This window comes from Nocardioides sp. JQ2195 (genome assembly GCF_012272695.1).
GTDB lineage: Bacteria > Actinomycetota > Actinomycetes > Propionibacteriales > Nocardioidaceae > Nocardioides.
Genome location: NZ_CP050902.1, coordinates 1,099,819 through 1,124,272 on the forward strand (window position 1 = coordinate 1,099,819; position 24,454 = coordinate 1,124,272).

The window sequence follows — 24,454 nt, forward strand, 5'->3', positions numbered from 1 at the left end:
GCATGGAGAAGCGTTGGAAGGGTCGAGACGACCTGGACAAGAAGGAGCGTCCCTCCGGGTCCGTCCTGGTGGCGTTGCTGCTGGCCTGCGCCACGATGATCACCCTCGACGCCCACGGGGGCGACGACTCGCCGATCGAGCCCGCTCGTCGGGTGGCGGGCGAGGCGTTCGGCCCGATCGAGGTGGTCACCGCCGACGTGGTGCGCCCCTTTGCCGCCATCCCCGACTGGTTCGGCAGTCGCAAGGACCTGCGCGAGCAGGTGGCCGAGCTCGAGGCCGAGAACTCCCAGCTGCGCCACACTGTCGAGACCGCCGACCTCGACCGCAACCGCCTTGTCGAGTACGACGAGCTCACCCGCACCGCTGACGACACCGGCTACGACCTGGTCCCCGCCCACGTGATCGCGGTCGGATCCGGTCAGTCCTTCTCCAACACCGTCACCATCGACGCCGGCTCCAACGCCGGCCTCCACGCCGACATGACCGTGCTCAACAACGACGGCCTGATCGGTCGCGTCGTCCGGGTCACCCGCACGACGGCGACGGTGGTCCTCGTCGTCGACAAGGAGTCCGTGGTCGGTGGCCGGTTGGCCTCGAGCATGGAGATCGGCTTCCTCAGCGGCCGCGGGATCATCGACGGCACCGGGCGGCTCGACCTCGACCTGATGGATGACTCCGTGACGGCCAACGCCGGTGACGTGGTCACCACCTGGGGCAGCGAGGCCGGGACCCCCTACGTCGCGGGCATCCCGATCGGCAAGGTCGTCTCCGTGATCAACAGCCCTCGGGAGACGTCGCGGCGTGCCGTGATCAAGCCCCTGGTCGACTTCACCTCGCTCGACCTCGTGGGGGTGGTGGTGCCGAAGGACTCGACCTCCGACCGGTCCGTGATCAGGGCCGAGGACGGGGATGAGTGAGATGACCGTCATGCGTGGTCTGGTCGCGTTCGCCGTCGTGGCGCTGGCCGTCGTGCTGCAGGTCAGCCTGTTCCCTCACTTCGCGTGGGACGGCGTGGTGCCCAACCTGGCCCTGCTGGTCGTGGTCGGCGCGGCGCTGGTCCGTGGACCCCAGTTCGCGGCCACCCTCGGCTTCGTCGCCGGTGTGGTGATCGACCTGGCCCCGCCGGCCGACCACGTCGCCGGGCGCTGGGCCCTGGCCCTCGTGGTCGTGGGCTACCTGGCCGGGCGGGTCCGCCAGGATGCCAGGCCCCATGTCCTGGCCGCCGTCGGCACCGTGGCGGCAGCCTCCTTCATCGGCACGTCCCTCTTCGCGCTCTCCGGGCTGATCCTGAACGACCCCGCCGTCAGCGTCCCCGACATGCTCGAGGTGATCCTCGTGGCCGTGGTCTGGGACGTGCTGCTGACGCCGTTCGTGCTGCCGCCGGTGATGACCTTGTTCCGGCGACTCGAGCCTGCCGAGGTGGCGTGGTGATGGCGCTGTCCACCCAGCAGCGCAGCCGACTGCGGCTGGTCGTCGTCCAGGCCCTGGTGCTCAGTCTCTTCGCGACCCTGTTCGCGCGGCTCTGGTACCTCCAGGTCGCCGCCGGCGAGATCTACCAGGCCAAGGCAGCCTCCCAGTCGATCCGCGAGATCGTGCTGCAGCCCGACCGAGGCCTGATCGTGGACGCCCAAGGGCGCCCGCTGGTCGCGAACCGCAGCTCCTGGGTGATCTCGGTCGACCGCACCACCCTGGGCAAGCTCTCCGACGGCAAGCAACGCAAGCTGCTGCACCGGGTCGCCCGGGCCGTCGACATGGAGCCGAGGGCCATCCGCGCCCGATTGCTCAACTGCGGTGACGCCGACGCAGTCGCCCGCAAGTGCTGGAACGGCTCGCCGTACCAACCGGTGCCGATCGCCACCGACGTCAGGACCAAGGTCGCGCTGCTGATCAAGGAACAGGCCGAGGACTACCCCGGGGTGCTGGCCCAGCAGGAGTCCGTGCGCGCCTACCCCCAGCCGTACGGCGTGAACGCCGCGCACCTGCTCGGCTACCTCAGTCCGATCACCGAGGGAGAGCTGGCCGAGGCGGAGTCCGCCGACGACGTCTCCGTGAACGGCGCCTCCCAGGTCGGCCGGGCCGGGGTCGAGAAGGAGTACGACCGCTACCTGCGCGGGATGCCCGGCTACCAGCGCGTCGAGGTGAACTCGATGGGCCAGGTGATGAAGGAGCACAGCCTCGATGCGGGCACGCCGGGGGACACCCTGGTCACCAGCATCGACGCGAAGGTGCAGGCGACGGTCGAGAAGCAGCTCGCCGAGACGATCGCCACCGCGCGCAAGACCTACGACACGGTCACCCACAAGAACTACGTCGCCGACTCAGGGGCGGCGGTGGTCATGGAGGTGAACTCCGGACGCATCGTCGCGATGGCCAGCCAGCCGACGTACGACCCGTCGGTCTGGGTCAACGGGATCACCCAGGCCCAGCTCTCCCGGCTCTACTCCGAGCAGGCCGGCACGCCGCTGCTGTCGCGAGCCACCCAGGGGCAGTTCGCACCCGGATCGACCTGGAAGCCGATGATGACCATCGGGGCACTGACCAACGGCTACACCACCGAAACCCGGCTCAACTGCTCCTCGGCCTTCCAGGTCGGCAACCGGGCGTTCAAGAACTACGAGTCCGGCGCCTACGGGTTCATCGGCTTCGACAAGGCCCTCGAGGTCTCCTGCAACACCTTCTTCTACCGCGTCGGCTATGACTTCTGGCGCCGCTACGGCTCCGACGTGGCCGACGTGAATGCCAAGGACCCCCTGGTCGAGGAGGCCGAGGAGTTCGGCTTCGGTGAGACCACGGGCATCGACCTGCCGGCCGAGGCCTCCGGACGGATCGCCGACCGGGCCTGGAAGCGCGGCTACTACGACGCGCAGAAGGACTACTACTGCAAGCTGGCGAAGAACCCCCCGAAGGACGCCAGCGACTTCCTGCGTCGCTTCGCGCACGAGTTCTGCGTCGAGGGCTACGCCTACCGAGCCGGTGACGCGGTGAACTTCGCGATCGGGCAGGGCGACACGATCGTCACCCCGCTGCAGCTGGCTCGCGCCTACGCGGCGATCGGCAACGGCGGCACCCTGTGGAAGCCGCGCATCGGCAAGGCCGTGGTCGACGCCGACGGCAAGCTGGTCAAGCGCATCGAGCCCGAGAAGCAGGGCACCGTCGACCTCCCCGACTCGGTCCAGGGGTACGTCGACACCGCTCTCAAGGGCGTGACCCGCCAGGGCACCATGTCCTGGCGGATGGGCGGCTTCCCGCTGGACCAGGTGCAGATCCGCTCCAAGACGGGATCCGCCGAGGTCTACGGCAAGCAGTCCACCTCGTGGGTGGCCTCCTACTCCGACGACTACGTGGTGATCATGATGGTGTCCCAGGGTGGAACCGGGTCGGGCACCTCGGGTCCGGCGGTGCGCAAGATCTGGGAGACGCTCTACGGCATCGAGGGTGAGCAGGTCATGCCTGCCCGGTCCGCGATCCCCGACGTCCTGGCCGGGACGAAGCTGCCCGTCTTCGCCGAGGACGGCTCGATCCTCCCCCCGAAGCAGGCGAGGCACTGATGGCCCGCCGCGCACCCGGGCTCGACTGGATCCTGATGTTCGCGTCCCTGGCGCTCGTCGTCCTCGGGTCGGTCCTGGTCTGGTCGGCCACCTCCCACCGTGACGACCTGACCGGCGGCGACTCCTCGACGTACCTGAAGAAGCAGCTGGTCAACGTCGCCATCGGCGTGGTGCTGATGGTGATCGTGATGGCCACCGACCACCGTTGGGTCCGGATCGTCGCGCCGCTGGTCTACTTCGCGTCGGTGATCGGGTTGGTGCTCGTGCTGGTCATGGGCACCACCGTGAACGGTTCCCGCTCCTGGTTGATGCTGGGCGGCCTCTCGATCCAGCCGTCGGAGTTCGCCAAGCTGGCGGTGGTGATCGGCATGGCCCTGCTGGTGGCCGAGCGCGCCGAGGGGTCCTGGCGCAAGCGCGTCGGCACGGGTGACGTGGTCGCCATGCTGGCCATCGCCGCCCTTCCGGCCGCCCTGATCCTGGTGCAGCCCGACCTCGGCACCATGCTCGTGCTGACGGCGTGCGTCTTCGGCGTGCTGGCGATCTCCGGCGCCCCGCGGATCTGGCTCGGCGGCCTCGTCTGTGCCGGCGTCATGGTGGCCTGGGTGGCCGTGGCCGCCGGCTTCCTCAAGGACTACCAGGTCGATCGCTTCATGGCCTTCACCAACCCCGAGCTGGACCCACGCGGTGCCGGCTACAACGTGGAGCAGGCGCGCATCGCCATCGGCAACGGAGGCGTCTTCGGGCAGGGCCTCTTCGACGGGTCCCAGACCCGCTCCGGCTTCGTGCCCGAGCAGCACACCGACTTCATCTTCACCGTCGCGGGAGAGGAGCTGGGCCTGATCGGTGCCGGCGTCCTCATCGCGCTGCTGGCCATCGTGGTCTGGCGGGCGCTGTCGATCGCCACGCACTCCGAGGACATGTTCGGCCGGGTCGCCGCCGCCGGGATCGCGTGCTGGGTGGGCTTCCAGGCCTTCCAGAACATCGGCATGTGCTTGGGCATCATGCCGGTCACCGGGGTCCCGTTGCCCTTCGTGTCCTACGGTGGCTCCTCGATGTTCGCCGGCATGCTGGCGATCGGACTGCTCCAGAACGTCCACCTGCGCTCCACGTCGTCGCTCCCGACCCGCTTCACCGCCCCCGCGCGGGCCCGCGCCGTCTCCTCCTGACGCGAACGGGCAGTTCTTGCTGCGCGAACAGGCAGTTCTTGCTGCGCGAACGGGCAGTTCTTGCGGCACGAACAGGCAGTCCTTGCGGTCCGAACCCACCGTTCCTGTTGCGTCGCGGGTTCGAGTGACGGCCGAGATCGGCGTACCCTTGTGCGTCGTACTGCCCCCTGATCTTACTGAGGTGTGTCCCGTGGGTTCCGACTTGCTCGACAGCGATGGCCGAACCGGCCACGCCAGCGTCTTCGAGCGCCTCGAGCCGCGCCTGCCAACGGTGCAGAAGCCGATCCAGTACGTCGGCGGCGAGCTCAACTCGACCCTCAAGGACTGGGACTGCGCGCCCGACGGCCCGACCGTCCGCTGGGCGCTGATGTACCCCGACGCCTACGAGGTGGGCCTGCCCAACCAGGGCGTCGCGATCCTCTATGAAGTGCTCAACGAGCGCGACTGGATCCTTGCCGAGCGCACCTACTCCGTGTGGCCCGACATGGAGAAGGTCATGCGCGAGGGCGACGAGCACGGTCCGATCCCACAGTTCACTGTCGACAACCACCGACCGGTACGAGCCTTCGACGTCTTCGGCCTGAGCTTCTCCACCGAGCTCGGCTACACCAACATGCTCAATGCGCTCTCGCTGGCGCAGATCCCGCTCCATGCGGTGGAACGCACCGACGACGACCCGATCGTCCTCTCCGGTGGCCACGCGTCCTTCAATCCCGAGCCCATCGCCGACTTCGTCGACGCCGTCGTGCTCGGTGATGGTGAGGAGATCGTGCTCGCGGTCTCCGAGGTGATCCGTGAGTGGAAGGAAGAACGCAGCAGGCCCGGCGGCGAACACATTGACAGGGACGAGCTGCTGCGTCGCCTGGCGATGAGCAACAACGTCTACGTGCCGAAGTTCTACGACGTGTCGTACGACGACGCGACCGGCCAGATCGCCGCGGTCGTGCCGAACGTCCCCGGCGTTCCCGACCGGGTGCGCAAGCACACGCTCATGGACCTCGACGCGTGGCCCTACCCCGCCAAGCCGCTGGTGCCGCTCGCGGAGACGGTCCACGAACGCTTCTCGGTCGAGATCTTCCGCGGCTGCACCCGCGGCTGCCGTTTCTGCCAGGCCGGCATGATCACCCGACCGGTGCGCGAGCGCTCCATCGAGACCATCGGTGCAATGGTCGAGAACGGCATCCGCAAGTCTGGCTTCGAAGAGGTCGGCCTGCTGTCGCTCTCGAGTGCCGACCACACCGAGATCGGTGACGTGGCCAAGGGCTTGGCCGACCGCTACGAGGATTCCAACGTCTCGTTGTCGCTGCCCTCGACGCGCGTGGATGCGTTCAACATCTCGCTGGCCAACGAGTTCTCCCGCAACGGGCGCCGCTCCGGTCTCACCTTCGCTCCCGAGGGTGGCAGTGAGCGGATGCGCAAGGTCATCAACAAGATGGTCAGCGAGGAAGATCTGATCCGCACGGTCTCGGCTGCCTACTCGCACGGCTGGCGTCAGGTGAAGCTCTACTTCATGTGCGGGCTGCCCACCGAGACCGATGAAGACGTCCTGGAGATCGCCGACCTGGCCAAGAAGGTCATCGCCGAGGGACGCGCGGTCTCGGGTCGCAACGACATCCGCTGCACGGTCTCGATCGGTGGCTTCGTGCCGAAGGCGCACACCCCGTTCCAGTGGGCCGCGCAACTCGACCACGAGACCACCGACTCGCGCCTGCAGAAGCTGCGCGACGTGATCCGTGCCGACAAGAAGTTCGCCCGCGCCATCGGCTTCCGTTACCACGACGGCCGACCCGGCATCATCGAAGGACTGCTCTCCCGCGGTGACCGCCGCGTCGGTCGCATCATCGAGGAGGTCTGGCGAGACGGGGGCCGCTTCGACGGTTGGAGCGAGCACTTCTCCTTCGAGCGCTGGGAGGCCGCGGCCGAGCGAGCCCTTGACGGCACCGGCGTCGACCTCGAGTGGTTCACCACCCGTGAGCGCGAGCTCGAGGAGACCCTTCCGTGGGACCACCTCGACTCCGGTCTCGACAAGGACTGGCTCTGGGCCGACTGGGAGGACGCTCTCGACCCCGACTCGATCGACGTCGAGGACTGCCGATGGACGCCCTGCTACGACTGCGGCGTCTGTCCTGAGATGAACACCGAGATCCAGATCGGCCCCACGGGCCAGAAGCTGCTGCCGCTTTCGGTGGTCTGAGGGACCTGCCGCGACCATGGCCAGACTGATCCATCTCAACGGGGCTCCTGGGGTGGGCAAGAGCACTCTCGCCGAGCGGTACGCCGCCGCGCACCCGGGCGTGCTCAACTGCGACATCGATCGGTTGCGGTGCCTGATCGGCGGCTGGGAGGACGACTTCGACGGCGCCGGGGACGTCGTACGCCCGTTGGCGCTGGCCATGATCGGTGCGCACCTGGCCGGCGGGCGCGACGTCGTGCTCCCACAGATGCTCGCGCGAGATTCGGAGCGTGCGCGCTTCGCTGCGGTGGCGATCGACAACGGGCACGAGTTCGTTCACGTGCTCCTGCAGGCAGGGCCGGGACAGGCGCGGGCGCGCTTCCATGGTCGCGCACCTGACGATGCACTCTTCGTCGCGATCCGACGGTCAGTGGAGCAACAGGGCGGCGACCGGGTCATCGACGTTCTCGACCGACACCTGGCCAGCTCGGGGTCCGACGCAGTGCTCGACGCGAGTCGTGACCTCGACGCGACCTGCAGTGCGCTCCGCGAGCTCCTGCAGCGCGCCGAGTAGGGTCACCGGTTGACAGACACCCCAGCCCCTGACCGTCATCTCGAGTTCACCCGCACCTCTCCGGGGGAGAGGCGCCTCGAGCTGCACCTGGTGATCGGCAACGACGACACCGCGGTCGTGTGGTTCCGCTGGTCGCTCGACGACTTGGAGGCCGGCGACGTCCAGGTCTTCCTCGACTTCGACGACGAGGACCTGATCACGCGGTGACCGACTTCTGGCCCGAGCCCGATGAGCCGCCGGAGCGTCCGGTTGGTCTCTTCGAGCGCGACTGACCGACATCAACAACCCGCAGTTCGCGCATCAACAACACACCGTTCGCGCATCAAGAACACGCCGTTCGCGCATCAAGAAGGCGCAGTTCGCGCATCAACAACACGCAGTTCGTCCTCGACGAAGCGGGGGGCGGCGGCGTACCAGCCGATGAGCAGCTGGGGGACGGTCAGCGCGAGCAGGAAGCCGAGCGGCCAGGTCCAGCCGCCGGTGCCGTCATAGATCGCGCCGACGGTGAACGGGCCGACCGCGGCCAGCAGGTAGCCGGCTGACTGGGTGAAGCCCGACAGCGCCGCGGTGCCGGCGGGGGTGCGCGAGCGGAGCCCGATCATGGTCAGGATCAGCGGGAACGTGCAGGCGCCGATGCCGACCAGCGCCGCCCAGAGCACCGCCAGCGAGTGCGGCGCGAGCATCAGGCCGACGTACCCGATCGGGTAGCAGGCCATCACCGAGAGGAGCACGCCGCGCTGGGAGGTACGACGTGCGGCCGCGGCCGGGATCCACAGCGAGAGCGGGATGCTGACTGCGGCCAGCAGGCCGACCAGGAGTCCGGCATGGGTCGCGGAGTAGCCGTTGTCGCGCCAGAGCTGGGCGAACCAGCCGAAGACGGCGTAGGCCTGCAGTGACTGGAGGCCGAAGAACAGCGCCATCGCCAGCCCCAGGCGGGTGCGCGCGACCTGGACCAGGGTGATCGTGTGCGGCGCCGCGTCGAGGTGCTGGTCGTGGCCGATCATCCGCACCCACGGCAACGCGGCCACCACGGCCACGATCGCCCACACGCCCAGACCGGCCCGCCAGCCGCCGAAGGCATCGGCGACCGGCACCGTCAGCGTGAGGGCGCAGGTCAGGCCGACGGCCAGGGAGGTCGTGTAGAGCGCGGTGACCGGTCCGACCCGGTCGGGGAAGTGCAGCTTGACCAGCGAGGGCAGCAAGACGTTGGCCGCGGCCATGCCAGCCAGCGCCACGAGGGACAGCAGCAGGAACACGGCGGGGGAGTCGACCACGGCCCGCAGCCCGAGGCCGACGGCCACGGTGACGAGGGCCGCGAGGGTGACCCGGTGCACCCCGAGCCGACCCGCCAGCCACGGAGCGACGGCCCCGAAGCCGGCGAACGCGATCACCGGGAGCGAGGTGAGCACCCCGGCCACGGTGTGCGACATACGCAGGCCGTCGGTGACCTCGGCGAGCACCGGCCCGACGCTGACCGCCGCGGGGCGGAGGTTGACCGACAGCAGGACGATGGCAGCCAGGATCAAGAGCGAACCAGAACGACCGCCGGGGGCCTCCCGGCGGTCGTTGCGGCGTGCGGAGTGACCAGTCAGGAGATCTTCTTGTCGACCTTCTCGTCGTCGCTGCGCTTGACGTAGCAGAGGAACTTCTCGTCGTCGGAGGGGTTGTTGTCCTCGTTGGCGATGCCGTACTCGACCTTGCCGTCGAGGGCGGTGTCGATCTCGCCGGCCTTGCTCTCGCCGAGGAGCGTGGAGCAGACACCGTAGGCAACGCCCGCGTCAGTGACGTCGTCAGGGTTGGTCGGCATGAACCCCGAGCTGGTGACCTCGTCGAAGGTGCCGACGTAGACGATCTCTCCGTCGTGCTCGTCGCTGCAGTCCTTCTTCGTCATCATCACCGAGTCATCGTTGACGTCGATGTTGGCGCACTGGCCGACCTCGGCGTTGTCGAGGTCGATGGTCTTCGACTCGAGGACGAAGACCGCGACGCCGATGCCGATGCTGAGCAGGGTGCCGATGATGCCGATGATGATCGCGGCGACGGCGGCCCAACGGCCCTTGCGCTGGCCGTTCTTGGTCCGGCCCAGGCCGATGAACCCGAGGATGACCGCGATGATGCCGAGGGGGCAGCAGACGAGGCTGATCACGAACGCCGCGATGGACAGACCGTCGGTGCCCTTCCCCGCGTCGTTGCCGCCCTGCCAGGCGCCGTACGGGTTGTTGGGGTCGTAGGCAGGTTGCCCGTAGGGCTGACCGTACGGCTGCTGCTGCCCGTAGGGCTGACCGTACGGCTGCTGCTGCCCGTAGGGCTGCTGGCCGTACGCCGGTTGGTCGCCGTACGACGGTTGGTCGCCGTACGACGGCTGGTCGCCGTACGACGGTTGGCCGCCGTACGACGGCTGGTCGCCGTACGACGAGTGCGTCGGGGGCAGGTTCTCGTCACCGGAGTGGCTGTGGTCGCCCGAACCGGATCCGGGAGGGTTGGGAGGCTGGTTCATGGGGTTCCTTTACTGGACGATCTGTGAGTCGAGCTTCTCGCCGTCGCTGTTGCGGATGAAGCAGATGACGTCGTCGCCCTCGGAGGGGTCGTCGCTGGCCACCAGGGGGCGGACCTCGTTGCCCTCACCGGTCAGGTCGTCGAAGGCAACGCCCGCGCTCTCGAGCTCCTCGACGCAGGTGCTGCCGACGGCGTCGATGTCGAAGTCGTCGGCCTGGTCGCCGTCGAGCGCGTAGGTGGCGAACACCTCGGCGTCGTGCTCCTCGTCGCAGTCGGTCTCCTCGATGGATCCGATCGTGCCCTCGCCGTCGGCGATGTCGCTGCTCGTCAGGCACTGGCCTGCCTCGAGGTCATCGACCGACACCCCGTCGGCCGTGTCGTCGTCGCCCGTGAACGCGATGACGGCCCAGATCGCGCCGGCGATCAGGAGGATCAGCACCAGGAGGAGGACCGGGATCAGGATCTTCTTCGTGCCGCCGCTGCCCGAGCCACCGCCCGAGCCACTGCCCGAGCTGGCACCCTGCGGACCGGCGTAGGGCTGCTGCTGGAACTGCTGCTGCGGCGGGCCGCCGTACTGGCCGTAGCCCTGTTGCTGGGGCTGCCCGTAGGGGTTGTGCTGCTGGGGCTGCTGGGGCTGGCCGTAGGGGTTGTGCTGCTGCGGCGGACCGTAGGGGTTGCCCTGCTGCGGTTGCTGGGGCTGGCCGTAGGGGTTGTGCTGCTGCGGTGGACCGTAGGGGTTGCCCTGCTGCGGTTGCTGGGGCTGGCCGTAGGGGTTGCCCTGCTGCGGCTGGTGACGGGTGGGTTCCTCAGGCGAGCCGGGGTACGGCGGCTGGTTGGACATCTTCTGACCTTCCGGGTCGGCTGCTGGTGGCCCCAAGAGGTTGCTCTTCGAACGACTGCGATCGGCTGCAGACTATCCGAACCAGCGAGCGTCCAAACCTGCCAACCCCGCCCCTTTGTCAGCGGCAGGGAGCATGCTGCATGCATGCAGCACATCGACGACGACCAGCGTCGGGCTCGCCTGGCCGGGCGCCACGGCATCGCCCCGTCCCACAGGTTCCACGATCCGGTGGAGGTGGTCCGGGCCATGACCGTGCTGCACGCGACCGAGGCAGCCAGCGTCCACCTGGCCGTGGCCGCCCGGTCGGGGTGCTGCGTCGCCGACGTCGACGCCGCGTTGTACGACGACCGCAGCCTCGTCAAGCAGCTGGCGATGCGGCGCACCCTCTTCGTCTTCCCCCGCGACCTGCTGCCGGCAGCCTGGGGGAGCGCCTCGTCACGCGTCGCCCAGCAGGAGCACGGCAGGATCAGCAGGGACGTGGTCCGATCGGGTATCGCCGACGACGGTGACCGCTGGCTGGCGCGCGCGGGGGCAGCGGTGCTCGACTTCGTCCGGGACGGTGACCGCTCCACGGCCGAGATCCGCGAGGCGGTGCCCGAGATCAGCGGCACGGTCACCGTCGGGTCGGCCACGTCCAAGTGGGGCGGCGAGGTTCCCGTGGCGCCGCGTGTGCTCACTTGGCTCGGAGCTCGCGGGCTGCTGGTCCGGGGCGTCAACTCAGGTCACTGGCGCCTGGCCCGCGCCCGATGGACCACGGTCGACGACTGGCTCGGGGAGGAGCCCCGCCCGCTGACACCCGAGGCGGGGTACGCCGAGCTCGTGCGCCGTTGGCTGGCGACGTTCGGCCCGGGAACCACCAAGGACATCCAGTGGTGGCTCGGTTCGACGGCGACCGCTGCCCGCCGGGCGCTGGTGGACGTGGCGGCCGTCGAGGTGTCCCTCGACGGTGGAGCCACGGGTTGGGTGCTGCCCGATGACCTTGAGCCGGTGGACCCGGTCGGTGACTGGGCGGCCCTGCTCCCGGTGCTCGACCCGACCACCATGGGGTGGAAGCAACGAGACTTCTACCTCCGCCCCCAGGACACGCCCTTCCTCTTCGACAGCAACGGCAACGCGGGGACGACCGCGTGGTGGAACGGTCGGATCGTCGGCTGCTGGGTGCAGGACGACCAGGGTGTGGTCTCGGTGGTGCCGCGGGAGCCCCTGTCGCGGGCCGCCACGAGCGCGTTGGCCACCGAGGCCGACCGGCTGACGGCCTGGCTCGGCGGCGTGCGCATCTCCAGCGTCTACTCCTCACGGCAGATGAAATCGGCTCGGCTGCCCTGAGCGGATATCGTGCGTGCGTGCGCGAACAGCCAGAACAGCAAGCCCCTCCGGTCCAGCGACTGCGGATCCGCTATGCCAAGCGTGGTCGGATGCGCTTCACCAGCCACCGTGACTTCAGCCGGGCCTTCGAACGTGCCGTCTTCCGCGCCCAGGTGCCGATGGCCTACTCATCGGGCTTCAACCCCCACCCGCGCATCTCTTACGCCGGCGCGGCGCCGACCGGCTCGGCCAGCGAGGCGGAATACCTCGAGATCGCGCTGGCGCAGGTGGTCGACCCTGCCGGCGTCAGGGAACAACTCGTGGAGGCCCTGCCCCCGGGGTTGGACATCCTCGAGGTCGCCGAGTCCCGCGGGGGCTCGCTCGCTGAGCTGCTCCAGGCCAGCCACTGGCAGCTGGACCTGGCGGTGGACCCCGACGTTGCGGCGGCGGCCGTCGAGAAGTTCCTGGCTGCTGACGAGGTCTCCGTCGAGCGGATGACGAAGAAGGGGCTGCGCACCTTCGACTGCCGTGCCGCGGTGCGCTCCATGACCTCGTCGCCCACCCAGCGTGGTGTGCGACTCGACGTCCTGCTCGTGCACGGAGTGCCCAGCGTCCGTCCCGACGACGTCCTCACCGGACTCCGCGTCGCAGCGGGGTTGGAAGCAGCTGCCGGCGGCACCCTGTTGACGCGTGCCGCCCAGGGCCGGCTGCTCAAGGACGACACGATCGGCGACCCGCTGGCCTGATCGCCAGTGGCCGGGTTTGCGGATCTGTGTGCGATACTCGCCACAGGTCACCGTGGGCGGCTTGCCGCCGACACCGACCCGACGACGTTCTCGCCGAGGCCAGACAAGGTCTCGGCACATGAAGTGGAGGTCGTCACCAGACCGCGACGCGGCTCCGTGTTGGTGAGAGCAACACGATTGCCCGGCGACCGCGGCAGGTGGCAGCTGAGGCTTGATGACGCACGACGGAGATCTCGTCGCCACCCGAAGGCTTTGCGCTGGTGCGCCGAACGGCGTGCCAGCGTCCGACTGGCACCGGGCCCGTGAAGACGGCCGCGGTCGCCGAGGAGAGCACCATGCTCGACGACGACAACAGCACCACTGCCGGAAGTCCTGACGAAGCGGGTTCCGAGTCCTCGGTCCCGACCGAGGCTCCGGCGAAGAAGGCCGCACCGCGCAAGAGTGCCGCCAAGAAGACCACGGCCAAGAAGGCCGCCACCCGCAAGAGCGCGGCCAAGAAGACCGCGGCCACCCCGACCACCGAGCCGGCAGACCCGGCGGCCGAGGGCGGCGAGGTGGTCGAGGCCCCGGCGAAGAAGACCGCTGCCAAGAAGACCGCCGCGAAGAAGACGGCGGCCAAGAAGACCGCAGCCAAGAAGTCCACTCCCCGCAAGACTGCGGTGAAGCAGGTGGCGGCTCCCGAGGCGGAACCCGTCGATTCATCGAGCGCTGAGGCAGCATCGGCTCCGGCCGTGCTCTTCCAGGCGCCGGAGGCCACCAAGGCCCCCGTCCGTCGCACGCGCAAGACCACCCAGGTGAAGCAGGTCCCGGCGCCCGACGCGGCCTCGGAGACCGTCGAGCCCGCGGCGTCGACGACCCCTGCCGACACGACTGCAGGCGATGTCCCGGCCGAGGGTGCGGCTGAGGGTGCGGCCGAGGCTTCCGCCAGCCCGGAGGAGGCCTCGGAGAAGAAGCCGAAGGCCGCCAGGTCCACCCCGAAGAAGTCCGAGCAGAAGAAGGCCGGACCGAAGAAGTCCACGAAGAAGGCCGCCGGCTCCGACGAGTCCGCCGAGGGCGGTGCCGAGGACGCCGGTGAGGAAGAGTCCGACGCCGGGACCGAGGCCCCCGAGGCCCCCGAGAAGCCCGTGAAGGGCCAGAAGAAGTCCAAGAAGGACCAGACGTCCCCCGCCGCGGGAGAGACCCAGGAGCTGAAGGCGGACGCCGCGGACTCCGAGGCGGCCGACGAGTCGGACGAATCCGGCGATGCCGACGCCGATGCCTCCGACGGTGAGGGCTCGGGTGGTCCCCGCCGTCGCCGTCGCCGTGGCGGACGCCGTCGCCGCAAGTCCAGCGACTCCGACGGCAACGAGCACGACAGCGACAGCGACCAGGACGCCGACGACCGCGAGGGCAAGGACTCGGATGACGCGGCTGACGCGGAGGGGGGAGACGGATCAGGCAGCCGTCGCCGCCGCCGTCGTCGCCGTGCCGGTGACAACAACGGTGGCTCGGGCGACGACCCGGAGAACACCGTCACGCGGGTCCGTCAGGGCCGCAGCGTGGAGGACCAGATCACCGCGGTCACCGGCTCCACCCGCCTCGAGGCCAAGAAGCAGCGCCGCCGTGAGGGGCGCGAGGCCGGTCGACGTCGGGCGCCCATCGTCAGCGAGGCCGAGTTCCTGGCCCGGCGTGAGTCGGTCGACCGCAAGATGGTCATCCGCCAGAAGAAGGAGCTCACCCAGATCGCCGTGCTCGAGGACAAGGTCCTCGTCGAGCACTACGTGGCCCGGGAGTCGCAGAACTCCCTGATCGGCAACGTCTACGTCGGTCGGGTGCAGAACGTCCTGCCGTCCATGGAGGCGGCCTTCGTCGACATCGGCAAGGGCCGCAACGCGGTCATCTACGCCGGTGAGATCAACTGGGCGGGACTGGGCCACAAGGACGGCCAGCCGCGCAAGATCGAGTCGGTGCTCTCCAGCGGTCAGTCGATCCTGGTGCAGGTCACCAAGGACCCGATCGGTCACAAGGGTGCTCGCCTGACTGGGCAGGTCAGCCTGGCCGGCCGGTTCCTGGTCTACGTCCCCGACGGCACGACCAGCGGCATCTCGCGCAAGCTCCCCGACACCGAGCGCAGTCGCCTCAAGGCCGCGCTCAAGGAGATCGTCCCCGACTCGGCCGGCGTCATCGTGCGTACGGCGGCCGAGGGCGCCTCCGAGGACGAGCTGACCCGCGACGTCGAGCGGCTCAAGGCCCGCTGGGAGGACATCGAGGCCAAGTCGAAGTCCGGCGGTTCCCCGAAGCTCCTCTACGGAGAGCCCGACCTCACGCTCAAGGTCGTGCGCGACCTGTTCACCGAAGACTTCTCCCAGCTCGTCATCGAGGGCGACGAGGCCTGGGAGACGGTTCGCGACTACGTCTCCCACATGGCTCCCGACCTCGAGGAGCGGATGGAGAAGTTCGAGTCCGACAACGGCACGGACTCGTTCGCGGCCCACCGGATCGACGAGCAGATCGCCAAGGGCGTCGACCGAAAGGTCTGGCTCCCCTCAGGTGGATCGCTGATCATCGACCGCACCGAGGCGATGACGGTGGTCGACGTCAACACCGGCAAGTTCACCGGTTCCGGCGGAAACCTCGAGGAGACGGTCACCAAGAACAACCTCGAGGCGGCCGAGGAGATCGTGCGCCAGCTGCGGTTGCGCGACATCGGGGGCATCATCGTCGTCGACTTCATCGACATGGTGCTCGAGAGCAACCGCGACCTGGTGCTGCGCCGTCTCGTCGAGTGCCTCGGCCGTGACCGCACCCGCCACCAGGTGGCCGAGGTGACCTCGCTGGGCCTGGTCCAGATGACGCGCAAGCGCATCGGCACGGGCCTGCTCGAGGCGTTCAGCGAGGACTGCGAGCACTGCCAGGGACGCGGCGTCGTGGTGCACGACATGCCGATCGAACCGAGGAAGTCCGACGACGGCGGCGGCCGCGCCACCGGTGGCCGACGTGGTCGGGGTCGCGGCAAGGGCGACGGCAGCGACGGCAGCAACCAGTCGGGCAGCAACCAGTCGGGCAACAACAGCGGTGGCCGGAACAGTGGCCAGCAGTCGTCCCCGGCGGCCCCGTCGCCGAAGGACGTCGCGGCGATGGCCAAGGCCGAGAACGCCGACAAGCCGCCGGTCGACGAGGTGCCTGCCCACCAGGTCACGAAGGACCAGGGCTCGCCCGAGACCGCCGCGCCCGCGGCCACCCCGTCCGAGACCGCGCCCGCGGCCTCCTCGTCCGAGACCGCCGCGCCTGCGGCCGAGGTCGCACCGAGCGGCGCCGACGAGGCGCCGGCCGTGGTGAGGACCACACGCCGACGCTCCAGCCGGCGCGGTTCCGGCGGCGCGGCCCAGTCCGCCGAGTCGTCCGGCACGAGTGCCGCAGCTCCGGTCGCTCCCGTGACCGGGTCGGCGTCCCGGGACGCCGACCCGGCCGGGGCTCGGGATGTCTCCGAGGCCGGAGCCACCCACGAACGGAGCCCGGAGGCCACCGACAAAGGAGCCGAGGTCGCTGTTGAGGCGCCTCCTGCGTCGACAGGGGCCACGACGCAGGTCGTGACCCGCACCCGGCGCGGCGCGAGTCGCCGTACCGGCGTCTCCACGCCCGCACCGGCCGTCGCGATCACCGTCAGCACGCCGGCGGCCGCGCCGGCCCAGGAGCAGGCCGAGGAGCCGGCGGCGCCGAAGGTGGTGACCACCACGCGCTCGCGTCGTGGCGGCACGCGTCGAGCCGCCACGGGCGCGCAGGCGCAGGCCGGCTCCGGAGGGCCGGCCGGCGCAGAAGGGGCGGCGGAGCAGGCTGCCGAGCCCGCACCGGCCGAGCTCCACGTGCCTGTGAAGAAGAAGGGCTCACGCAAGCGCTGACGGATCCGGGGGCCGCCGTTTTGCGGTGATGCCTCCGGAACCGTAGTATTGCTCCTCGGCATGCATCCGTGTGCCCTTTCTGTGTGGCCCACCACTCGACGTACTCATCGCGAGCATCGTCTGCGTGTGATGGGCCCCGGAACCCAGTTTTTTCAAGCAGTTGGAATCGACGAAGGAGACCGCGGTGTACGCGATCGTGCGCGCAGGCGCCACTCAGCAGAAGGTTGCCGTGGGCGACGTCATCGAGATCGACAAGGTGGAGACCGGTGTCGGTGAGTCGGTGTCCCTTCCCGTGCTGCTCGTCGTCGACGGCGAGGCCGTGACGTCCGACGCCAGCGCCCTGGACAAGGCATCCGTGACCGTCGAGGTCCTCGGCGCCACCAAGGGCCCGAAGGTCATCATCCAGAAGTACAAGAACAAGACCGGTTACAAGAAGCGCCAGGGTCACCGCCAGAAGTACACCCAGGTCAAGGTCACCGACATCTCCCTGTGACGTCAGGACAGCGCGTCGGCCTCGCCGCCACGCTGTCGCACCGGTCACTCCTCGACTCGACATCCAAAGGATCTCAACATGGCACACAAGAAGGGCGCCGCGTCCACCAAGAACGGCCGCGACTCGAACTCCCAGCGTCTCGGCGTGAAGCGCTACGGCGGTCAGACCGTCAACGCCGGCGAGATCATCGTCCGCCAGCGTGGCACCCACTTCCACCCGGGCACCGGTGTGGGCCGTGGTGGCGACGACACCCTGTTCGCCCTCGTCGGTGGCGCTGTCGAGTTCGGCACCCGTCGCGGCCGTCGCGTCGTGAACATCCTTCCGGGCGAGTGAACTGACGCTCCCCGCACCGTCGCAGGTCGCCTGAGTCGACCTCGGCTGCACGCTTCACCCGTTGGCGTCCCTAGGATCTAGGGGCGCCTTCGGCATTTATCCCACCAGGAGATCTCCATGGCAGTTCCGACATTCGTCGACCAGGTCAAGCTGCACGTCGCGGCTGGCAGGGGTGGCAACGGCGTCGCGTCGGTGCACCGGGAGAAGTTCAAGCCCCTCGGTGGCCCCGACGGCGGGAACGGCGGCCCCGGAGGGTCCGTGATCCTGCGCGTCGACCCCGACGTCACCACGCTGATCGACTACCACCACAGCCCCGTACGCCGCGGCGAGAACGGCAAGCAGGGAGCCGGGGCCCACAAGAACGGTGCCCACGGCTCCGACATCGTGCTGCCCGTCCCCGACGGAACCGTGGTCACTGATGACCAGGGTGAGTTCATCGCCGACATGATCGGTGCCGGCACCGAGCTGGTCATCGCCAAGGGCGGCAACGGTGGCCTCGGCAACGCCGCGCTGGCCTCCTCGAAGCGCAAGGCCCCCGGGTTCGCACTCCTGGGGGAGCCCGGTGACGAGCTCGACATCGTGCTCGAGCTCAAGGTGGTCGCCGACATCGGCCTGGTCGGCTTCCCGAGTGCGGGCAAGTCGTCGTTGATCGCGGCGATCTCGCGGGCTCGTCCCAAGATCGCCGACTATCCCTTCACCACCTTGGTGCCGAACCTCGGCGTGGTGCGTGCCGGTGACACCACCTTCACCGTGGCCGACGTCCCGGGACTGATCGAGGGCGCCGCCGACGGCCGCGGCCTGGGGCACGACTTCCTGCGCCACATCGAGCGCTGTGCCGCCCTGCTGCACGTCATCGACACCGCCACCATCGAGCCCGGCCGCAACCCGGTCGAGGACCTCGACATCATGGAGAACGAGCTCAGCCGCTACGGCGGACTCGAGGATCGGCCGCGTCTGGTCGCGCTCAACAAGATCGACGTCCCCGACGGACGCGACATCGCCTCCTTCGTCGTGGAGGAGCTGCGTGGGCGCGGGCTCCGCGTGTTCGAGGTGAGTGCCGCCTCGGGCGAGGGCATGCGCGAGCTGACCTTCGCGATGGCTGAGCTGGTGGCGCAGGCGCGCGCCGACAAGCCCGTCGTCGAGACGCCTCGGATGGTGATTCGGCCCAAGTCGGCAGACGGCTCGGGTGACTTCACCATCAAGGAGACCGGTGAGGGGTGGCGGGTGCGCGGCGAGAAGCCGGAGCGTTGGGTGCGCCAGACCGACTTCAACAACGAGGAGGCCGTGGGCTTCCTCGCGGACCGTCTCAACGCGATCGGGATCGAGAAGAAGCTGGTCGAGCTCGGAGCCGTGGAGGGCGACGCCGTGCTGATCGGTGCCGTCGAGAACGCAGTGGTCTTCGACTTCAAGCCCGGCATCGAGGCCGGCGCGGAGATGCTGGGTCGTCGTGGCGAGGACGAGCGACTGCGTGAGGAGCGTCCGGCCGCCACCCGCCGCCGTGACATCGCGGAGCAGATGCCGTCGCGCGGCGAGACCGAGACCCGTGCGGATGTCGCCCGGCGTCTCGACCGTGGCGACGAGCCCGGCCCGACGTCGTACGTCGTGGGCTCGGCGGACGACCCCGACTGGAACGAGTTCGACCCCGACGCCGGTGTCGCGGGGGACCACGCGGACGACGACGCCCGGCCTGCCGGCGACGACACCGAGGGACGGTCCACGGAGGCCGACGAGTCATGATGACCCGCGGCGAGGTGACCGCGGCCCAGCGCATCGTGGTCAAGGTCGGTTCGTCGTCCCTGACGACCGCCGCGGGCGGCATCGACCCGGGGCGGGTCCAGGACCTGGTGGACACCTTGGCCGCGGTCCGGGCCCGGGGCACCGAGGTCGTGCTGGTCTCGTCCGGTGCCATCGCGGCCGGGCTCGCGCCGTTGGGCCTCGCCCGGCGGCCGCGCGGACTGGCAGCCCAGCAGGCGGCCGCATCCGTGGGCCAAGGACTGCTGGTGCACCGCTACACCGAGGAGCTGGCCCGGCACGGACTGACCGCCGGGCAGGTGCTCCTGACGGTCGACGACGTGACCCGCCGTTCGCACTACCGCAACGCGCACCAGACGATGGCCAAGCTGCTCGAGCTGGGGGTGGTGCCGATCGTCAACGAGAACGACACCGTGGCGACCTCCGAGATCCGCTTCGGCGACAACGACCGACTGGCCGCTCTCGTGGCGCACCTGGTCCATGCCGACCTGCTGGTGCTGCTCTCCGACGTGGACGGGCTCTACGACGGCAACCCGAGCCACCCGGGCACGTCGCTGGTCCCGGACGTGCGTTCCGCCGACGACCTCGCCGGCATCTCGATCGGATCCACCGGGGCCGCAGGTCTCGGCACGGGGGGCATGCACACCAAGGTCGAGGCAGCTGCCATCGCGACCGGTGCCGGCATCCCCGTCGTGCTCACCTCGGCCCCTCAGGCGGGGGAGGCGCTGGCCGGCAAGCCGGTCGGCACGCTCTTCCACGCCACCGGCCGACGCCGCCCGACGCGGCTGTTGTGGCTGGCGCACGCGACGGAGCCCAAGGGCCAGCTGCTGCTCGACGCCGGAGCGGTCACCGCGGTCGTGGAACGACGGGCCTCCCTGCTGGCCGCCGGGGTCCTGGGCGCCACCGGCAGCTTCGTCGGAGGCGACCCGGTCGACCTGGTCGGCCCCGACGGTGCGGTCGTCGCGCGCGGACTGGTGAACTTCGACAGCGACGAGATCCCCGCCCTGGCCGGCAAGTCGTCGCACGCCCTGAAGAAGGAGCTCGGTGCGGCCTACGAGCGCGAGATCGTGCACCGCGACGACCTCACCCTCCTCTGAGCCGGGCGTGACAGGATGGCGCAATGAGCGTCGTCGTGCCCGCCGACCCGGTCGCGATCAGCTGCGACGAACTCATCCTTCGTGAGTTCCGGCCGGGGGATGCCGTGGACCTCGAGGTCGTGCTCGCCGATGTCGCCATCGCCACGTGGAACCCGATCGCGCACGGTGATCCCGCGGAGTTCATCGCCGGTCGCAACGACTGGAGCGAGGGCACGCACCTCTCGTGGGCGATCGCTGATCCGTCGCAACGACTGGTCGGCTCGGTGTCGTTGTTCAAGGTCGATCCGGACCAGGCCGATGCCGAGATCGGCTACTGGGTCGCCCCGTGGGGCCGGGGCCAGGGGTACGCCGGACGTGCGGTGCGGGCAGCCAGCGCATTCGCGTTCGACCAAGTCGGGCTGCACCGGATCAACCTCTACCACGCGGTGGAGAACGAGTCCTCGTGCGGCGTTGCCGGCGCGGCCGGGTTCGCCCTGGAGGGCAGGTTGCGGCAGTCGTTCCGGTACGGGGACGGTCTCCGTCACGACGAGCACCTGCACGCCCGGCTGAGCACCGACGCCTGCGAGTGAGGTTTCTGGGCCCGGACGTCGTACCCTTGAGGACGCGATGAACACTGTCTATCTCGACCACGCAGCCACGACGCCGATGCTCCCGGCGGCGGTCGAAGCGTTGACCGAACAACTCACCAACACCGGCAACCCTTCGTCGTTGCACGCCTCGGGGCGCCATGCCCGGCGTGTGGTGGAGGAGTCGCGCGAGAAGATCGCCCAAGCGCTCAACTGTCGCCCCGGTGAGGTGGTGTTCACCTCCGGGGGCACCGAGGCCGACAACCTGGCCCTCAAGGGCATCTACTGGTCGCGACTGCGCTCGGAGAAGCGGGCGACGCGCATCCTCAGCACGGCCATCGAGCACCACGCGGTCCTCGACCCCCTGCACTGGCTGGAGCACGACGAGGCCGCCGCGGTCACCCTGCTCCCCGTGGACAGGTCAGCCCGGCTCGACCTCGATGCGCTGCGTGCGGAGATCGAGGACGGCCCCGACGACATCGCCCTGGTCTCGGTGATGTGGGCCAACAACGAGGTCGGCACGATCCAGCCCATCACCGACGTGGTGGAGCTGGCCGCTGCCCACGGCATCCCGGTGCACACCGACGCCGTCCAGGCAATCGGGGCGGTGCCGGTGGACTTCGCGGCCTCCGGCGTCGATGCGCTCACCCTGACCGGCCACAAGGTCGGCGGGCCGTTCGGCGTCGGTGCCCTCGTCGTACGCCGTGAGCTCGAGGTCACCCCGCTGGTGCACGGCGGGGGGCAGGAGCGCGACATCCGCAGCGGCACCATCGACACACCGGCGATCGCCGGGTTCGCGGCAGCGGTCGAGGCGACCGTCAAGGGCCAGGCCGATCACCACGTGCGGATCAGCGCCCTGCGCGACGAGCTGGTCGCCGGCGTCCGCTCCGCCGTGCCCGACGCGATCCTCAACGGCGACCCGGCCAACATGTTGCCCGGCCACGCCCACTTCCGCTTCCCCGGCTGCGAGGGTGACTCGCTGCTGATGCTGCTCGACGCCCGTGGCATCGAGTGCTCCACCGGCTCCGCCTGCAACGCCGGCATCCCGCAGGCATCCCACGTGCTGCTGGCGATGGGATGCAGCGATGCCGAGGCACGCGGCTCGCTGCGCTTCTCCCTGGGCCACACCAGCACCCGGGCCGACGTCGACGCGCTGCTGGCCGCGATCGGTCCGGTCGTCGAGCGCGCCCGTGCCGCCGGCGCTCGCAAGGGGGCCTGATGCGCGTTCTCGCCGCCATGTCGGGCGGCGTCGACTCCGCCGTCGCTGCAGCGCGCGCCGCCGAGGCCGGACACGACGTCACCGGGATCCACCTCGCGCTCTCGCGCAACCCGAAGTCCTATCGCTCCGGCGCTCGTGGCTGCTGCACGATCGAGGACAGCAACGACGCCCGCCGTGCGGCCGATGTCATCGGCATCCCGTTCTACGTCTGGGACATGTCGGACGAGTTCCACGACAACGTGGTCGAGGACTTCATGGCCGAGTACGCCGCCGGCCGCACTCCCAACCCGTGCCTGCGCTGCAACGAGAAGATCAAGTTCGCCGCGGTCCTCGACCGAGCGCTGGCGCTCGGCTTCGACGCGGTGGTGACCGGCCACTACGCACAGCTCCGCACCGGGGACGACGGGCTGATCGAGATGCACCGCGCCGTCGACATGGGCAAGGACCAGTCCTACGTCCTCGGGGTGCTCACCCAGGACCAGCTGGCCCACTCGTTGTTCCCGCTCGGTGACTCCGTCAAGGACGACGTACGCCGCGAGGCGGAGCGCCGCGACCTGATGGTGGCCAACAAGCCCGACTCCCACGACATCTGCTTCATCGCCGACGGTGACAACGCCGGTTGGTTGAAGGAGAAGCTCGGTGACCGCGCGCCCAACGACGGCGGCGACATCGTCGACCAGGCCACCGGCGAGGTGCTCGGAACGCACGAGGGCACCACGGCCTACACCATCGGACAGCGTCGTGGCCTGCGCATCGGGCGGCCCGCCCCCGACGGCAAGCCACGCTTCGTCCTCGACATCGAGCCGGTCTCCGGCACCGTGACGGTCGGTCCCCGCGAGGCACTGCGCATCGACCGGATCAGCGGGATCAGGGCACGCTGGTGCGGCACCGTGCCGAGTCGCCTCGAGGGCACCGTGCAGCTGCGCGCGCACGGCGCCGAGCACCGCGCGACCGTGACCACCGACGGCGACGACGTCGAGATCGAGCTGATCGACCCGGCCGAGGGCATCGCCCCGGGCCAGGCTGCTGTGGTCTACGACGGCAGTCGCGTGGTCGGCTCGGCCACCATCTCGGCGACCGCCCGGGCCGTGGTCACCACGTGAGCGTCCTCGCGACCGGCATCGGATCGATGCCCGGTGGAGACGTGCTGGCCAACGAGGCCGACAACGCGCGGTCCTACGCCGAGGCAGTGCGCGTGGTCTTGGGTGAGGTGCCCGACTTCGCACACGTGCCCGAGCTCCCCGGCCGCGGTGCGGGAGCCACGATGACGGGCCGTGGGCTCGCCGTGATGAGCGGTCTGGGGGCCGACCTGCAGCCCGCCGGCTGGAGGTTGACCGACCACTCGGGCGTCGACCACCGCCGCGCCCGGTCCTTGCTCGCCCAGGACCTCGACGCGTTCGAGGAGCAGGCCCAGGGCTTCACCGGCGTCCTCAAGTCGCAGGTCGCTGGCCCCTGGACCTTGGCCGCGACCGTGGAGAAGCCGCGCGGTGACAAGGTGCTCGCCGACCACGGCGCACGTCGTGAGCTGTCCCAGGCGTTGGCCGAGGGCCTGGTCGACCACGTCGCCGACCTGCGCCGACGGGTTCCCGGCGCGTCCGGGATCGTCGTTCAGGTCGACGAACCGGCCCTGCCCGCGGTCCTTGCCGCACAGGTCCCGACCGCCTCCGGCTGGGGCAAGCACCGCGCCGTCCACCCGCCCGAGGCCTCGGCTGCGCTCGAGGTCGTCCTGGCCGCGATCGCTGGTGCGGGGGCCACCCCGATCGTGCACTCGTGTGCCCCTGGCTTCCCGATCGCACTCGTGCGTGGTGCGGGCGCGCGTGGCGTCAGCGTCGACCTCGACATGCTCGACGCGTCGTCGTACGACGCCCTGGCCGACGCGATCGAGTCGGGGGAGCGGGTGCTGCTCGGAGCGGTGCCGTCGCTGAGGCCCTCATCCCCGCTGTCGGACAAGCACGTGGTCGAGAAGGTGCTGCGGCTGCTCGACATGCTCGGTCTCGAGCCGACCGACAACGTGGTCATCACGCCCGCCTGCGGTCTGGCCGGCGCGCGGCACTGGGCGCGCGAGGCGCTGGCGCTCGCTGCCGGGGCTGCCCGGGCGTTGCACGGCTGAGGGCGTAGGGCGCCTGCCCTGCTCTGTGCCGCCCGGGGGCCGCAATCGTCCACCTCCACCTGTGTGACGGCGCGCGGACGAGAAGCAGCTCACAACGGGGCGGCTGCACCGTTGTGGCCCTCGGGCAGATCGCAGCCATGCCGTCTCGAACCGAGCC

General features: G+C 69.8%; 21 protein-coding genes. 18 read left to right on the forward strand and 3 right to left on the reverse strand.

Annotated elements, in window-relative coordinates; genetic code table 11:
* Positions 1-2: 2 nt before the first annotated feature.
* The 7 genes from mreC (at position 3) to ncot_RS05305 (ending at position 7,668) form a co-directional block, all read left to right on the forward strand.
* The gene (mreC, locus tag ncot_RS05275; protein ID WP_168616664.1) at positions 3-917 is read left to right on the forward strand and encodes a rod shape-determining protein MreC; all 915 of its coding nucleotides are present in this window, start codon (positions 3-5) and stop codon (positions 915-917) included.
* Entirely contained in the window at positions 910-1,431 is a 522-nt protein-coding gene (gene mreD, locus ncot_RS05280) for a rod shape-determining protein MreD (protein ID WP_240938079.1), read from the forward strand. The genes mreC and mreD overlap by 8 nt, the downstream gene beginning before the upstream one ends.
* Positions 1,431-3,548 (forward strand): penicillin-binding protein 2, encoded by a 2,118-nt coding sequence (mrdA, locus tag ncot_RS05285; RefSeq protein WP_168616665.1) that lies wholly within the window; start codon positions 1,431-1,433, stop codon positions 3,546-3,548. The genes mreD and mrdA overlap by 1 nt, the downstream gene beginning before the upstream one ends.
* Positions 3,548-4,714: a rod shape-determining protein RodA gene (rodA, locus tag ncot_RS05290; protein WP_168616666.1), complete on the forward strand. Its 1,167-nt coding sequence runs from the start codon at positions 3,548-3,550 to the stop codon at positions 4,712-4,714. The genes mrdA and rodA overlap by 1 nt, the downstream gene beginning before the upstream one ends.
* Before the next feature lie 190 nt (positions 4,715-4,904).
* Complete coding sequence (locus ncot_RS05295) at positions 4,905-6,908, forward strand: TIGR03960 family B12-binding radical SAM protein (RefSeq protein ID WP_240938080.1); 2,004 nt, start codon at positions 4,905-4,907, stop codon at positions 6,906-6,908.
* 16 nt (positions 6,909-6,924) lie between these two features.
* Complete coding sequence (locus ncot_RS05300; protein ID WP_277345788.1) at positions 6,925-7,461, forward strand: ATP-binding protein; 537 nt, start codon at positions 6,925-6,927, stop codon at positions 7,459-7,461.
* A gap of 9 nt (positions 7,462-7,470) precedes the next feature.
* Positions 7,471-7,668, forward strand: coding sequence for a hypothetical protein (locus ncot_RS05305; RefSeq protein ID WP_168616668.1), 198 nt, complete (start codon positions 7,471-7,473; stop codon positions 7,666-7,668).
* 137 nt (positions 7,669-7,805) lie between these two features.
* Here ncot_RS05305 and ncot_RS05310 read toward each other — a convergent pair whose 3' ends face one another.
* From ncot_RS05310 to ncot_RS05320, 3 genes are all read right to left on the reverse strand, one after another.
* Complete coding sequence (locus ncot_RS05310) at positions 7,806-8,987, reverse strand: MFS transporter (RefSeq protein WP_240938081.1); 1,182 nt, start codon at positions 8,985-8,987, stop codon at positions 7,806-7,808.
* A gap of 62 nt (positions 8,988-9,049) precedes the next feature.
* Positions 9,050-9,958 carry a DUF4190 domain-containing protein gene (locus ncot_RS19430; protein WP_206065158.1) on the reverse strand — a complete coding sequence of 303 codons (909 nt, stop codon included), beginning with the start codon at positions 9,956-9,958 and terminating at the stop codon, positions 9,050-9,052.
* A 9-nt stretch (positions 9,959-9,967) separates the two neighbouring features.
* Positions 9,968-10,798, reverse strand: coding sequence for a hypothetical protein (locus tag ncot_RS05320; RefSeq protein WP_168615746.1), 831 nt, complete (start codon positions 10,796-10,798; stop codon positions 9,968-9,970).
* Between the two features lie 144 nt (positions 10,799-10,942).
* Here ncot_RS05320 and ncot_RS05325 point away from each other — a divergent pair, with 144 nt between their 5' ends.
* From ncot_RS05325 to ncot_RS05375, 11 genes are all read left to right on the forward strand, one after another.
* Positions 10,943-12,124, forward strand: a complete 1,182-nt coding sequence (locus tag ncot_RS05325) for a winged helix DNA-binding domain-containing protein (RefSeq protein WP_168616669.1) — start codon at positions 10,943-10,945, stop codon at positions 12,122-12,124.
* 17 nt (positions 12,125-12,141) lie between these two features.
* On the forward strand, positions 12,142-12,849 hold the full coding sequence (locus ncot_RS05330; protein ID WP_168616670.1) for a TIGR03936 family radical SAM-associated protein: 708 nt from the start codon (positions 12,142-12,144) through the stop codon (positions 12,847-12,849).
* 335 nt (positions 12,850-13,184) lie between these two features.
* A complete protein-coding gene (locus ncot_RS05335) occupies positions 13,185-16,727 on the forward strand; it encodes an Rne/Rng family ribonuclease (RefSeq protein ID WP_168616671.1) in 3,543 nt (1,180 codons plus the stop codon).
* Between the two features lie 184 nt (positions 16,728-16,911).
* Positions 16,912-17,220, forward strand: coding sequence for a 50S ribosomal protein L21 (gene rplU / locus ncot_RS05340; RefSeq protein ID WP_168616672.1), 309 nt, complete (start codon positions 16,912-16,914; stop codon positions 17,218-17,220).
* Positions 17,221-17,298: 78 nt separating this feature from the next.
* Positions 17,299-17,553 carry a 50S ribosomal protein L27 gene (rpmA, locus tag ncot_RS05345; protein ID WP_168616673.1) on the forward strand — a complete coding sequence of 85 codons (255 nt, stop codon included), beginning with the start codon at positions 17,299-17,301 and terminating at the stop codon, positions 17,551-17,553.
* Between the two features lie 117 nt (positions 17,554-17,670).
* A complete protein-coding gene (gene obgE / locus ncot_RS05350; RefSeq protein WP_168616674.1) occupies positions 17,671-19,290 on the forward strand; it encodes a GTPase ObgE in 1,620 nt (539 codons plus the stop codon).
* Positions 19,287-20,402 carry a glutamate 5-kinase gene (gene proB, locus ncot_RS05355; protein WP_168616675.1) on the forward strand — a complete coding sequence of 372 codons (1,116 nt, stop codon included), beginning with the start codon at positions 19,287-19,289 and terminating at the stop codon, positions 20,400-20,402. The genes obgE and proB overlap by 4 nt, the downstream gene beginning before the upstream one ends.
* Positions 20,403-20,425: 23 nt before the next feature.
* On the forward strand, positions 20,426-20,971 hold the full coding sequence (locus ncot_RS05360) for a GNAT family protein (protein ID WP_168616676.1): 546 nt from the start codon (positions 20,426-20,428) through the stop codon (positions 20,969-20,971).
* 37 nt (positions 20,972-21,008) lie between these two features.
* Complete coding sequence (locus tag ncot_RS05365) at positions 21,009-22,187, forward strand: cysteine desulfurase family protein (RefSeq protein ID WP_168616677.1); 1,179 nt, start codon at positions 21,009-21,011, stop codon at positions 22,185-22,187.
* Entirely contained in the window at positions 22,187-23,290 is a 1,104-nt protein-coding gene (gene mnmA, locus ncot_RS05370; RefSeq protein WP_168616678.1) for a tRNA 2-thiouridine(34) synthase MnmA, read from the forward strand. The genes ncot_RS05365 and mnmA overlap by 1 nt, the downstream gene beginning before the upstream one ends.
* Positions 23,287-24,297, forward strand: coding sequence for a methionine synthase (locus tag ncot_RS05375; RefSeq protein WP_240938082.1), 1,011 nt, complete (start codon positions 23,287-23,289; stop codon positions 24,295-24,297). The genes mnmA and ncot_RS05375 overlap by 4 nt, the downstream gene beginning before the upstream one ends.
* Positions 24,298-24,454 lie beyond the last annotated feature (157 nt).

What these genes read in the sequence shown, in the direction of transcription:
- mreC (WP_168616664.1), top strand. Translation starts at nt 3, where the DNA reads ATGGAGAAGCGTTGGAAGGGTCGAGACGACCTGGACAAGAAGGAGCGT.
- mreD (WP_240938079.1), top strand. Translation starts at nt 910, where the DNA reads ATGAGTGAGATGACCGTCATGCGTGGTCTGGTCGCGTTCGCCGTCGTG.
- mrdA (WP_168616665.1), top strand. Translation starts at nt 1,431, where the DNA reads ATGGCGCTGTCCACCCAGCAGCGCAGCCGACTGCGGCTGGTCGTCGTC.
- rodA (WP_168616666.1), top strand. Translation starts at nt 3,548, where the DNA reads ATGGCCCGCCGCGCACCCGGGCTCGACTGGATCCTGATGTTCGCGTCC.
- ncot_RS05300 (WP_277345788.1), top strand. Translation starts at nt 6,925, where the DNA reads ATGGCCAGACTGATCCATCTCAACGGGGCTCCTGGGGTGGGCAAGAGC.
- ncot_RS19430 (WP_206065158.1), bottom strand. Translation starts at nt 9,958, where the DNA reads ATGAACCAGCCTCCCAACCCTCCCGGATCCGGTTCGGGCGACCACAGC.
- ncot_RS05320 (WP_168615746.1), bottom strand. Translation starts at nt 10,798, where the DNA reads ATGTCCAACCAGCCGCCGTACCCCGGCTCGCCTGAGGAACCCACCCGT.
- ncot_RS05325 (WP_168616669.1), top strand. Translation starts at nt 10,943, where the DNA reads ATGCAGCACATCGACGACGACCAGCGTCGGGCTCGCCTGGCCGGGCGC.
- ncot_RS05335 (WP_168616671.1), top strand. Translation starts at nt 13,185, where the DNA reads ATGCTCGACGACGACAACAGCACCACTGCCGGAAGTCCTGACGAAGCG.
- rpmA (WP_168616673.1), top strand. Translation starts at nt 17,299, where the DNA reads ATGGCACACAAGAAGGGCGCCGCGTCCACCAAGAACGGCCGCGACTCG.
- obgE (WP_168616674.1), top strand. Translation starts at nt 17,671, where the DNA reads ATGGCAGTTCCGACATTCGTCGACCAGGTCAAGCTGCACGTCGCGGCT.
- proB (WP_168616675.1), top strand. Translation starts at nt 19,287, where the DNA reads ATGATGACCCGCGGCGAGGTGACCGCGGCCCAGCGCATCGTGGTCAAG.
- ncot_RS05360 (WP_168616676.1), top strand. Translation starts at nt 20,426, where the DNA reads ATGAGCGTCGTCGTGCCCGCCGACCCGGTCGCGATCAGCTGCGACGAA.
- ncot_RS05365 (WP_168616677.1), top strand. Translation starts at nt 21,009, where the DNA reads ATGAACACTGTCTATCTCGACCACGCAGCCACGACGCCGATGCTCCCG.
- mnmA (WP_168616678.1), top strand. Translation starts at nt 22,187, where the DNA reads ATGCGCGTTCTCGCCGCCATGTCGGGCGGCGTCGACTCCGCCGTCGCT.